We start from the raw sequence: 12870 nt of genomic DNA, 5'->3' as shown, positions 1-12870 counted from the left end.
ATTATTTAAAATACTGGTTATTTTAAATCTGGCTGGTAAATTTTTATAGTTCCGTCGCCTTCGCTGCTCACCACAACTAAACTTCTTTTAGTTGGACTTTTTGAAGCAGGAATATAAAGAAGACCTTCTGGAGCATCTCCCGTTTTTACTGTTTGTAAATATTGAGGCGAAGCAGGATTCGTAACATCATAAGTCATAAAAGCATCAGATCTTTCAAGACCAACAAACAAAATATTTTGATTTCCCATTTTTGTAACAAATACAGCTTCTGGCTCAGAACCTTTATCATCGCTTCGTTTGTCATCGTAAGTTCCTAATTCGTTTGTTTTTTTGTCAACATCATTTTTACTGTCATAAACAATTTTTCCAGTATTTCCATTCCAGATAGAGAATGATCTTGCACCAAAACTTACCATTTCGTCTAAATCACCATCACCATCAGTATCTCCCATATCAGTAATAAGATTCAATCTTCCTAAATTAGCATCTAACTTTAAAGTAGCTGCATCAGGAAAAACTGTTGCATCAAGTTTCATGCTTTTCATACGTTTAATGTCAGTATAAGCATCGTACTCTCTCGCATCACCTTCATTAGCGGTAACAAAATAAGGAACATTATTAGCAGAAAAATGACTGATCGCATCCGGCATATACAATCCTTTTACTTTCCATGGGCCAAATGCAATTTTATCATCACTATCACTTACATCAATAGCATTTTCTGCCGTATTGTAATCTTTTAATCCCAAAGGGTAAATTGCAGTAATAGTTTTTGAAGCCAAATCCACTTTTGCAACACCATTATTTTCCTGTAAAGTTACCCAAGCCGTTTTTGAATCATCAGAAATTGTAATGTATTCTGGTTCAATATCCTGAGCAAAACTCTTAGCATACTTAGAAATTCTGAATCCGTCTTTAGCCAATACCGCTGCCTGACTGCTGAAAGAAGCAAAATCAAGAGTTGTAACAGTATAATTGCTAGTTTCGATAATAGAAATAGTTCCGTTTGGATCTTGAGAATAATCAGTATTTGGTTCACCTTCGTTAGCCGTCATAATATATTTCCCGTCAGCAGAAAATGTAATCATATCTGGCAATGCACCAACTGTAACCTGTTTTATTAAGCTATAATCGCTTGTGTTAAAAATAACAACTTTTCCGTTTCCTTGTTTGTTTGTCGTTGATTCTAAAGCAACAGCCAATTTTCCATCATAAACAGAAACACTGTTTGATGCACCCTCATAAGCAGCTAAATCAATTTTCCCAATTTTTAAAGGCTTTGAAGGGTCAGATATATCAATAACATCAATTTGATTAGTTCCACTGTTATTTACAGTAAAAAGTCTTTTTGTTTTTTCGCAGTAAGCAGAGATTTCAGCGGCAGCAGCATCTCCAATTTTAATCGAACCAATTTCTTTAAAAGTGGCAGGATTTTCATTTACAACAACTTCTGGTTCTTCGTTGTTAGAGTTTTCATCGTTATTACAGCTTGTCATTAAAAATAAAGCTGATAATAATGTGATACTAATTTTTTTCATTTGTTAGTGTTTTAGTTTTTGCCAAAAGTAATTAGCCAATCCCGGTCGAATATTAAGCCTTCATTATTTAATCTTTAACTTAAATTTTGGAAGATATTATTTGTGAAATAACAGATGATTTTTATTCAGATGTTTTAAAATCCTAACGAATGCTTATCTTTGTACACTTTTAAAAATTAGAACCTTTTATGGCAGCAAATAATAGAAGATTTCCAGCAGAGTGGGAAAAACAACAAGGAATTGTATTATGTTTTCCGCATAACGGTAACGACTGGCCGGGAAAATATGAAGCAGTTCAATGGGCTTTTGTAGAATTTATTAAAAAAGTAGCCGCTTTTGAAACCGTTTTTTTGGTCGTAGCCGATGAAAAGCTAAAAGAAAAAGTAGCCGAAATGCTTGAAAGAGCTCGTGTTAACCTTAAAAACGTTTCCTATATAATTCATAAAACCAACAGAAGCTGGATGCGTGATTCTGGGCCGATTATTGTAAAAAATGGTTCAAAAAGAGAAGCTTTGAATTTCAACTTTAACGGTTGGGCAAAATATAAAAACTATCAATTAGATAAATTTGTTCCGGGTAAAGTTGCCGATTTTATTGCCGTTCCGTTAACTCAGGTTACATACAAAGGAAAACCAGTAATTGTGGAAGGCGGCGCAATTGATGTAAACGGAAAAGGAACTTTATTGACTTCTGAAGAATGTTTAATGCATCCAACAATTCAAGTTAGAAATCAAGGCTTTACCAAAGAAGATTACGAAGCTGTTTTTAAAGAATATCTGGGAGTTACCAATGTTATCTGGCTTGGAGACGGAATAGAAGGTGATGATACACACGGACACATCGACGATTTATGCCGATTTGTAAATGAAGACACAATCGTAACCATTGTAGAAACAGATAAAAACGATTCAAACTATAAACCTTTACAGGATAATTTGAAACGTTTGCAAAACGCAAAACTAGAAAACGGAAAATCTCCGGTTATTGTAGCGTTACCAATGCCAAAACGTGTCGATTTTGAAGATTTAAGATTACCGGCAAGTTATGCTAATTTCTTAATTTTAAATAATTGCGTTTTAGTTCCAACATTTAATGACAGCAACGATCGCGTAGCTTTAAATATACTTTCAGAATGTTTCCCTGACAGAGAAGTAATCGGAATTAGCTGTATTGATTTTATCTGGGGATTCGGAACATTACATTGCTTAAGCCAGCAGATTCCGGCATAATTTTTTTGCCACAAAGGCTCAAAGGCACTGAGTTTTATTTTGTCAGGCTGAGCGAAGTCGAAGCCCCGCAAAGATTTTCGTCAAAGTATCATATGCAGATTTAATCTCGCAAAGTCGCGAAGGCGCAAAGTTTTTTATACGTTTGCCAGGCTGAGCGAAGTCGAAGCCCGCAAAGTTTTAAGTTTAGATTTGTTAAATAGCCTCCAGTTTTAACTGGAGGAAAAATAAAGTAACCATTAAGGGCTTTAGCCAAAATCGTTTTTTGGCTAAAGCCTTTTTTCTTGTATAATATAAACACCTCCAGTTAAAACTGGAGGTAACTAAAAAAAACTTTGCGTCTTAGCGACTTTGCGAGATTCAGAACATTCAAAATAAGCCAAACTTAAAAGTGAAATGAGATAAACTGTAAAAAAAATCATTTCTAATGCTTTTAATCTGTGGCAAAAAAACATAAAAAAACCTTGGTGAGAGCCAAGGTTTTTTATTTCTATATCTCTTCAGATAATTTATCTGCTCTTCATTGTTTAATAAAGGGAGGTAACAATTGACTAGAAACTTCTCCAAAACCAATTCTTACTTCAGTATTTTCACAGAAACCTCTAATAATTACAGTATCATTATCTTCAATAAACTTACGTTCAGTTCCATCTTTTAAGGTAAGCGGATTTTTTCCGCCCCAAGTCAATTCTAACATCGAACCAAAACTATCAGGAGTTGGCCCCGAAATAGTTCCAGATCCCATCATATCACCAGAATTTACGCGGCATCCGTTTGAAGTATGATGCGCTAATTGCTGACTCATTGACCAGTATAAGTATTTAAAATTAGATTTTGAAACTACAGTTTCTTCAGCCTCTTCAGGTTTAATTGAAACTTCTAAATGAATATCAAAAGCTTTTTTTCCTTTTGTTTGTAAATACGGAAGCGGTGACGGATCTTGTTTAGGGCCTTTAGTTCTAAAAGGTTCCAAAGCATCCATAGTTACAATCCACGGAGAAATTGACGTTGCAAAGTTTTTTGCTAAGAATGGTCCAAGAGGCACATATTCCCATTTTTGGATATCGCGTGCGCTCCAGTCATTCAATAAAACCATCCCGAAAATATAATCTTCTGCTTCATACGTTGGGATATTTTCCCCCATAATATTCACATCAGTAGTAATAAATGCAGTTTCAAGTTCAAAATCTACTAAACGAGACGGTCCAAAAACAGGATAGTCTCCACCAGCAGGCATCGTTTGTCCCATTGGTCTGTGAACCGGAATTCCAGACGGAACAATTGTAGAACTTCTTCCGTGATATCCAACCGGAATATGTAACCAGTTTGGAAGTAACGCATTCTCTGGGTCGCGGAACATTTTACCTACGTTTGTAGCGTGTTCTTTACTTGAATAGAAATCAGTATAATCACCAATTAAAACAGGCAATTGCATCTCGACATCGTCGATATTAAAAATAACAATATCGCGGTCTTTTGTTGAATCTCTTAGCTGAGGATTGGTTTCGTCGAAAATATCAGCGATACGATTTCGAACCAAACGCCATGTTTTTTTTCCATCAGAAATAAAATCATTAAGCGTGTCCTGCATAAACATATCATCGGTTAAATCTATTCCTTCAAAATAGTTTAATTGTTGTAAAGCCCCTAAATCTATAGCGTAATCGCCAATTCTAGTTCCTACAGTAACGACATTTTCTTTGGTAAGAAATACACCGAAAGGGATATTTTGAATAGGGAAGTCGCTATTTTCTGGTACTTCTAACCATGATTTTCTTTTAGTATCGTTGGCGGTTATTGGCATGTTAGATGTTAATTATTTGTTGAAAAATTACATGTCAAATATATCATAATCTAACAGTATCACAAACGTTTTTTTGTATTTTTGCAGGAAATTAACGAAAAACGAAGAAATGCAACGCGACGAACAAATTTTTGATCTTATTCTAGAAGAAAAAGATAGACAAATTCACGGATTAGAACTAATTGCTTCAGAAAATTTTGTAAGTGATCAGGTAATGGAAGCAGCAGGGTCTGTTTTAACTAACAAATATGCTGAGGGGTATCCTGGCAAAAGATACTACGGCGGTTGCGAAGTAGTTGACGTTATCGAGCAAATTGCTATTGACAGAGCTAAAGAATTATTTGGTGCTGAATACGCAAACGTACAACCTCACTCAGGTTCTCAGGCAAATACTGCTGTTTACCACGCATGTTTAAATCCTGGAGATACTATTTTAGGTTTCGATTTATCTCACGGTGGACACTTAACGCACGGTTCTCCTGTAAACTTTTCAGGACGTTTATACCGTCCGGTTTTTTACGGTGTAGATGCTGAAACTGGTCGTTTAGATTATGATAAAATTCAGGAAATTGCAACTAAAGAACAGCCAAAATTAATCATCGCAGGTGCTTCGGCTTATTCTCGCGATATGGATTTTGAGCGTTTCAGAAAAATTGCAGACAGCGTAGGAGCAATCTTATTTGCTGATATTTCTCATCCTGCAGGTCTTATTGCAAAAGGATTATTAAACGATCCAATTCCACATTGTCATATCGTTTCTACAACGACTCACAAAACATTACGCGGACCTCGTGGAGGTTTGATTTTAATGGGGAAAGATTTCGAAAACCCACAAGGATTAAAAACTCCAAAAGGAGAAATCAGAATGATGTCTTCATTATTAGACTTAGCTGTTTTCCCAGGAAACCAAGGTGGACCTTTAATGCACATTATCGCTGCTAAAGCTGTAGCTTTTGGTGAAGCATTAAAAGATGAATTCTTTACATATGCAATGCAATTACAAAAAAATGCAAACGCAATGGCTGATGCTTTCGTAAAAAGAGGTTACAATATTATCTCTGGCGGAACTGATAACCACATGATGCTTATCGACTTAAGAAATAAAAATATTTCTGGAAAAGAAGCTGAAAACGCATTAGTAAAAGCTGAAATTACAGTAAACAAAAACATGGTTCCATTTGACGATAAATCACCATTTATCACATCAGGAATTCGTGTTGGAACAGCTGCAATCACAACTCGTGGTTTAGTTGAAAAAGATATGGAAACTATCGTAGCTTTAATCGATAAAGTTCTTACTGATCATACAAATGAGGACGTTATCGAAGAAGTTGCTGAACAAGTAAACGAATTAATGAGCGAAAGACCAATTTTTGCATATTAAGAAATAGTTTCAAGTTTAAAGTTTCAAGTTTAAAGTTTTATGCTGTTCAAAAGACAGTTTAAGACTTTAAACTTTTTTCGTTCCTAAAAGAACCTGAAACATGAAACCTGACACGAGGCTTTAGCCGAATTGGCGAAGCAAACAAAAAAAAACAAAAAGACAATGGGCGTATTAAGATTACAATTGCCAACCGACCCAAGATGGGTAAATATCGTTGAGAAAAACATAGAAGAAATCTTAACAGATCACGCTTGGTGCGAGCAAAAAGCAGCAACAAACGCGATTACAATTATTACCAATAACTCTGAGCATCAAGATTTGGTAAAAGATTTATTGGCTTTAGCCAAAGAAGAAATCGATCATTTTGAACAAGTTCACAATATCATTATTAAAAGAGGATTAAAACTAGGTCGTGAACGTAAAGACGAATACGTAAACGAACTGTACCAATACATGAAAAAAAGCGGAGACGGAAGCCGTGTTTCTGGTCTTGTAGAAAGATTATTATTTTCTGCCATGATCGAAGCCAGAAGCTGCGAACGTTTCAAAGTCTTATCTGAAAATATTCAAGATGAAGAATTAGCTGTTTTTTACAGAGAATTAATGGAAAGCGAAGCCGGACATTACACCACATTCATCACCTACGCAAGAAAATACGGAACCGGAATCGACGTCGAAAAACGCTGGAGAGAATGGCTGGAGTTTGAAGAATCGATTATTAAAAATTACGGGAAAAACGAGACTATTCACGGATAGTTTTAGTTTTGTTTCAAGTTTCAGGTTTCTCATTGGAGCGCGTTTCGACTTCGCTCAACGTGACAAACGTGAAACTTGAAACAAAACATAACAAAAATAAAAAAATCCGTGTAAAATCCGCGCTTTCGCGAAAGCGAATCCGTATCATCCGTGTGCCAATTAAGCGCAAAGTTTAGCAATCTAAAATCAACAATCTAAACTCTAAAATCTTTATCTTTGAAAGTAACCCAAAATTCAAAGCCATGAGAATAGAAACCGATCTGAAATTAGGATTTAAAGACGTAATGATTCGCCCAAAAAGATCAACGCTCAAAAGTAGATCTGAAGTTTCATTAGAACGAAATTTTAAGTTTTTACACAGCACTTCAGATTGGACAGGAATCCCGATAATGGCGGCCAATATGGATACCGTCGGTACTTTTGAAATGGCTCAGGTTTTGGCAAAAGAAAAACTTTTTACCGCCATTCACAAACATTACACTTTAGAAGAATGGAATAACTTTTTGAAAAATGTAACGCCTGATTTCTATGATTATATCGCTATAAGTACCGGAACCGGAAAAGAAGATTTTGATAAAATCGGTAAAGTTATTACAGCAAATCCGTTGTTGCGATTTATTTGTATTGATGTTGCCAACGGCTATTCAGAACACTTTGTTCAGTTTTTAAAACAAACCCGAAAACAATATCCAGATAAAGTAATTATTGCCGGAAACGTCGTAACGGGCGAAATGGTCGAAGAATTACTTTTAGCTGGTGCCGATATCGTAAAAGTCGGAATTGGACCGGGTTCTGTCTGCACAACACGTGTAAAAACAGGCGTAGGTTATCCGCAGCTTTCTGCCATTATCGAATGTGCCGACGCAGCGCACGGTTTAGGCGGTCATATTATAAGTGATGGCGGCTGTTCAACTCCGGGTGACGTTGCAAAAGCTTTTGGAGCAGGTTCTGATTTTGTAATGTTAGGCGGAATGCTTGCAGGACATACTGAAAGCGGAGGAGAACTGATCGAAATAAACGGCGAAAAATTCAAACAATTCTACGGAATGAGTTCAGCAACGGCAATGGAAAAACATGTTGGAGGCGTTGCAGAATACAGAGCAAGCGAAGGAAAAACAGTAAAAGTTCCGTTTAAAGGAAATGTTATTGCTACAGTTTTAGACATTTTAGGCGGATTACGAAGCACTTGTACGTATGTTGGTGCGTCAAAATTGAAAGAACTTACGAAACGAACAACTTTCATCCGCGTAAGCGAACAAGAAAATCAGGTTTTTACAAATTAAAAATACTTTTAGAATATAATATGATTACCATTTCAGAAGCAGGTTTAAGTGATATTAAAATAATTCAGGAAATCACAAATATTACTTGGCCAATTACTTACGGCGAAATTTTATCTCAAACGCAATTAGATTATATGTTAGGTTTATTTTATTCTGAGGAGGCTTTATCAAAGCAAATCGAGAATAAAGAACAATTATTTTATCTAATTTCTGATTCCCAATCTACAATTGGATTTATCGGAATTGAGCATAATTATAAAAATGAAGCTATAACCAAAATTCATAAAATTTATCTTCTGCCAGAAACACAAGGAAAAGGTTACGGGAAAATAGTTTTTGAATCGATTGAAAAATTAGCCTTAGAAAGCAATTCGAAAGCTCTTTTATTAAATGTGAACCGTTTTAATACGGCATTAAATTTCTATAAAAAACTAGGTTTTGAAATCAAGGAAACAGTTGATATTGAAATAGGGAATGGTTATTTAATGGAGGATTATGTGATGGGGAAACAGATATCAAAGTAATTTTCAGCATTTTGTCATTTCGACTGAAAGGAGAAATCGCACTCGTAAATCGACAAAGATTGGAGATTATCTGTGCGGAATTTCTAGTGCGATTTCTCCTTCGTCGAAATGACAAACTGTAGATAAAATAAAAAAATGCCAGTCGAAAACTGGCATTTTTTTATTCAATTATTATAATTTTATTTCAAATCATACTCTTTCTTCATCAATCTGTTTAATAATAACTTCTCCAGATTTAATCAAATTATTATATCGTTCGTAAATCTGATTCCACGGAACAAGATTTTTTGCCAGCTTTTTACCTTTAGGAGTTGTTAAAACTCTAAAATTATCCGCTGTACTTTCAGGATCAACCAGGTTTTCATCTAAATAAGTTTGTAATTTTTTTTGATTTGAAAGCCATCCAGATTCAGATGAATTAACTTCAGAAAGCGTTTCCTGATAAAATTTCAGGATATTTAAAGAAAGAGAATCATTTTCAATATTTCCAATTCGGCCAGAGGAAACAAAACCATTAAATCGGTAAATTTTAGGTCTTAAATAAACATTTGTATTAATATATGCCAGTTGCTTTTTTAAAACTTCCTGATCGTAAGGTTTGTTTTTATCTAAATTACTAAGTGAAGTGTATACTTTTCCAAAGTCTTGATATTGTTTAATGATCGTTTTGCTGTCATCAACATCACTTTGAATATCAGATTTTAATCCAAGTAAAAACTTTTTAACCTGTTCTTGTTCGTGTCTGTGTTCGCTCCATCCGTGAAGCCAGATAGATAAAGAAACCGCAAAAACAATAATAAAAATTTCTAAACCAATCTCTTTTATTTTTTCTACAAGAGTATGTTTTTTGTCTGTTGCTATTTCGTGCATTTTTTTGGTATGTTTAATTACTTCTAGTTCTGCCATTTTTACTGTTAAATGTGGTTTAGTCGTGGCAAAAATATATTAAATGAAGTTAAAACCGTGAAATATATTTAAATTATTTATTAAAAGATATTAAGAAAATATCATTGTGCTAGCTTTAATTTATTTTAAATGAATTTAGTTGTAATATTCAATTTTTCTCTCGGCAACAAGCGTTGGTTTTCCTTCTTTTTTGCCTTCAAGAAATAGATTGCATTTTATCCAATTGTTATGACTATCATAATCATAAGAGTAAAAAAAATGTTTTGCTATTGAATTTTCAACACGAAAAACAGGAAGAAATTCTTTTTCGATAACGTCACCGTGTTCATTAAAAGTTTTTATTAGGTTTTTTGTACCATTGAAATATTCACCTTTTCCAGTAACATAATATTTGACTTTTTCTACATAGTCTTTTGTAGCATTATAAATATAATCTTCCTGAGCGAGTATTTTTTTGTTGCCATACATGATAATTTGCACTATTCGCCCTTGTAAATCGTATTGATACTGTAATTCTAAATCATCATAAAAATCAATCTCGGTTCCCATATCAGCATATTTTTTTTGAAATGTAAACGAACCTTTTGCTATTTTTTGATTAATTACTTGTCCTTTTGTGTTATAACTAAATGTTTTAACAGCATATAAATCTCTGCTGTCATCTGGTAGTGTACCTTTAAAACTTTTATCTAATATAGATACGATATATCTTTTTTCTGTTGTTATTTTTCCCAGATTATCATATTTGTATACAAATACTTCTGCTTCATAACTATCATCAACATTTCCCCAAAAATCGCCTTTTAAAACAAACTCTTGATCTGACTTTAAAAATAAATTTGCGCTTGCTACTGGATAATATGGTTTTAAATCCGTTTTATATTTGCTTTTTTTTGCTCTGTCTTTTGGATCATATTTATAATCAATAGTTGCTTTATAATCGATATTCGATATATAATTATTTTCGCTGAAGCCTTTTTGTATCGCTTTAATGCTGCCATACTCGTCAATACTTATGTATTTATATAATTGAAAATCATGATCGAAAAAATAATTTGAGAACGTATTATCAGATAAAATTTTCGTATTTCCATTAAATTTTAAATACACCGCTTTTACGGAATCTTTTAAGTTTTTACCTCCATACTTTGCGTATCGATTGTTTACTTCAGGCAAAAGACCGCTGTATTTTTTTTGATTATTTTGAGCATTTACAGCAAAAGTAAACAACACTAAATTAATAAACAGGTATTTGGTAATTGAACTCATATGTTAGAGTATTTGTTTTAATTGTTATGTTTTTATAAAATTTAATTTAACTCACAATCACATCATGTTTAAACAATAACCCTTTCAGCTCTTTCAAAGAAAAAACAGCCTTTTTAAGTTTAGTTTTAGAAGGATCAATTGTATAATTATAACTCGTTTTAAAATCGGTTTTATTGGCGATGGCTTTGTCGAATTCTGAGCGGTATAAATCGCAATTATCAAAGAGAACACCTGTGAGATCTGCGGCCATAAAATCTACCGCAATTAAGCTGCAATTGGTAAATGGAGTCCCTTTTATTTTTAAAGTATAAAACTTAGAAAAGTCCAGAATGCAGTCATTAAAACGAACCTCAAAAATCAGTTTATCGCACATGGCAAAATTTACCTCTTTAATTTCACAGCCATTAAAAGTAACAGTTCTAAAAGCCACATAATTAATCTTTGCTTCGGTAAAAATGCAGTTATTAAAAATGCAGTCGATAAAAGTAACCGCTAAAAAAGTGCAGGCAGAAAAATTACAATTATTAAAAACGCAGCATTCGAAATCTTTAAAATTAAGATCGTCTTTGGCATAAATAATCGTATTATATTCTATATCAAGAAAATATTCGCTTTCTTTTTTCAAGTTTATTTTTAAATTTTTGAGGCTGAAAAGGTACTAATTTAAGCCAAAATATTAAGTAAAAGTTGTGAACAAAATTTAGAATTTGATGTAGCTTTACGCTAATTTTTTAAGTTAAAAAAACATCAATTCTAATTATATGGAACCAACAAGAAAGGAGCATGATTTTTTAGGAGAATTAGAAATTCCGAATCATCTGTACTACGGAATCCAAACTTTTAGAGCGGTAGAAAACTTCAATATTACCGGAATTCCCATTTCAAAAGAACCTTTGTTTATTAAAGCTTTAGGTTATGTGAAAAAAGCCGCAGCTCTTGCGAATAAAGACTGCAAAGCAATCGATCCAAAAATTGCTGAAGCCATTTGCTACGGAAGTGATCAGGTTATTGCCGGAAAATTTAATGACGAATTTGTAAGCGATTTAATTCAGGGCGGCGCAGGAACATCTGTAAACATGAATGCTAATGAAGTAATTGCAAATATTGGACTTGAATATTTGGGACACAAAAAAGGCGAATACAACTTTCTTCACCCAAATAATCATGTAAACTGTTCACAATCTACAAACGATGCTTATCCATCGGCATTTAGAATTGCGTTGTATTTAAAAATGGATAGTTTTATTAAAACACTTGCAGGCTTAGAAGTTGCTTTTGCCAAAAAAGGAGAGGAGTTTAAAGAAGTTCTAAAAATGGGAAGAACACAATTGCAAGATGCTGTTCCTATGACTTTAGGACAAGAATTTAAAGCTTACGCAACCACAATTGGCGAAGATATTCAACGCTTAAAAAACGCTCAGGAATTATTGCTGGAAATCAATATGGGCGCGACAGCCATTGGAACTAAAGTAAACGCCCCGGAAGGTTATCCTGAAATTTGTGTCGCTTATTTAGCTAAAGAAGTTGGAATTCCGTTAACGCTTTCGCCAGATTTAATCGAAGCAACGGTCGATACCGGAGCGTATGTGCAGATTATGGGAACTTTAAAACGTTCGGCAGTTAAAATATCTAAAATCTGTAACGATTTACGATTGTTGAGTTCAGGGCCAAGAACAGGTTTAAACGAAATCAATTTACCGGCACGTCAGCCAGGTTCATCCATTATGCCGGGCAAAGTAAATCCGGTAATTCCAGAAGTCGTAAACCAAACTTGTTTTTATGTAATTGGTCAGGATTTAACCGTTACAATGGCGGCAGAAGCTGGACAATTACAATTGAATGTTATGGAACCTGTAATTGCTTTTGCGATGTTTACGTCTTTAGATTATCTTTCAAATGCGATTCAAACTTTAATAGATAAATGTATTAACGGAATCACGGCAAATGTGGATCATTGTTATAATATGGTCATGAACAGCATAGGAATTGTGACGCAGTTAAACCCAATTATTGGTTACGAAGAAAGTGCGAGTATTGCGGGTGAAGCTTTAAAAACAAACAAAAGCGTACATCAAATTGCGGTTTTAGAAAGAAAGCTGATTACACAGGAAAAGTGGGATGAAATCTATTCTTTAGAAAATTTAATCCATCCAAAATTTATCACAAAGTAAAATTGCTAT

Annotated in this window: 11 protein-coding genes; 6 read left to right on the top strand and 5 right to left on the bottom strand. The window is 33.9% G+C overall.

The window, feature by feature from the left end; translation table 11 throughout:
* Window positions 1-17: 17 nt before the first annotated feature.
* On the bottom strand, window positions 18-1538 hold the full coding sequence (locus B3C18_RS07085) for a choice-of-anchor I family protein (RefSeq protein ID WP_291144518.1): 1521 nt from the start codon (window positions 1536-1538) through the stop codon (window positions 18-20).
* Between the two features lie 188 nt (window positions 1539-1726).
* Here B3C18_RS07085 and B3C18_RS07080 point away from each other — a divergent pair, with 188 nt between their 5' ends.
* Window positions 1727-2767, top strand: a complete 1041-nt coding sequence (locus B3C18_RS07080) for an agmatine deiminase family protein (RefSeq protein ID WP_291144515.1) — start codon at window positions 1727-1729, stop codon at window positions 2765-2767.
* Between the two features lie 517 nt (window positions 2768-3284).
* Here the strand turns inward: B3C18_RS07080 and fahA are convergent.
* The gene (gene fahA / locus B3C18_RS07075; RefSeq protein ID WP_291144512.1) at window positions 3285-4568 is read right to left on the bottom strand and encodes a fumarylacetoacetase; all 1284 of its coding nucleotides are present in this window, start codon (window positions 4566-4568) and stop codon (window positions 3285-3287) included.
* 109 nt (window positions 4569-4677) lie between these two features.
* On the opposite strand from fahA, the gene glyA reads away from it, so the two are divergent.
* The 4 genes from glyA (at window position 4678) to B3C18_RS07055 (ending at window position 8515) form a co-directional block, all read left to right on the top strand.
* The gene (glyA, locus tag B3C18_RS07070; protein ID WP_291144510.1) at window positions 4678-5952 is read left to right on the top strand and encodes a serine hydroxymethyltransferase; all 1275 of its coding nucleotides are present in this window, start codon (window positions 4678-4680) and stop codon (window positions 5950-5952) included.
* Window positions 5953-6114: 162 nt separating this feature from the next.
* Complete coding sequence (locus B3C18_RS07065) at window positions 6115-6708, top strand: tRNA-(ms[2]io[6]A)-hydroxylase (protein ID WP_053472194.1); 594 nt, start codon at window positions 6115-6117, stop codon at window positions 6706-6708.
* Between the two features lie 242 nt (window positions 6709-6950).
* Window positions 6951-7991 (top strand): GMP reductase, encoded by a 1041-nt coding sequence (locus tag B3C18_RS07060; protein WP_291144503.1) that lies wholly within the window; start codon window positions 6951-6953, stop codon window positions 7989-7991.
* A 20-nt stretch (window positions 7992-8011) separates the two neighbouring features.
* Window positions 8012-8515: a GNAT family N-acetyltransferase gene (locus B3C18_RS07055; protein WP_291144500.1), complete on the top strand. Its 504-nt coding sequence runs from the start codon at window positions 8012-8014 to the stop codon at window positions 8513-8515.
* 189 nt (window positions 8516-8704) lie between these two features.
* Here the strand turns inward: B3C18_RS07055 and B3C18_RS07050 are convergent, their stop codons facing one another.
* From B3C18_RS07050 to B3C18_RS07040, 3 genes are all read right to left on the bottom strand, one after another.
* Entirely contained in the window at window positions 8705-9421 is a 717-nt protein-coding gene (locus B3C18_RS07050) for a DUF6090 family protein (RefSeq protein ID WP_291144497.1), read from the bottom strand.
* A 135-nt stretch (window positions 9422-9556) separates the two neighbouring features.
* Window positions 9557-10690: a hypothetical protein gene (locus B3C18_RS07045; protein ID WP_291144494.1), complete on the bottom strand. Its 1134-nt coding sequence runs from the start codon at window positions 10688-10690 to the stop codon at window positions 9557-9559.
* A gap of 46 nt (window positions 10691-10736) precedes the next feature.
* Window positions 10737-11315, bottom strand: coding sequence for a pentapeptide repeat-containing protein (locus B3C18_RS07040; RefSeq protein ID WP_291144491.1), 579 nt, complete (start codon window positions 11313-11315; stop codon window positions 10737-10739).
* 136 nt (window positions 11316-11451) lie between these two features.
* On the opposite strand from B3C18_RS07040, the gene aspA reads away from it, so the two are divergent.
* Window positions 11452-12861, top strand: coding sequence for an aspartate ammonia-lyase (gene aspA, locus B3C18_RS07035; protein WP_291144489.1), 1410 nt, complete (start codon window positions 11452-11454; stop codon window positions 12859-12861).
* Window positions 12862-12870: the final 9 nt, after the last annotated feature.

Source organism: Flavobacterium sp. UBA7680 (assembly GCF_002482975.1).
In the GTDB taxonomy this organism is placed as follows: domain Bacteria; phylum Bacteroidota; class Bacteroidia; order Flavobacteriales; family Flavobacteriaceae; genus Flavobacterium.
Note: the sequence above shows the minus strand (reverse complement) of the source record. Positions and strands in the feature narration are given on the sequence as shown.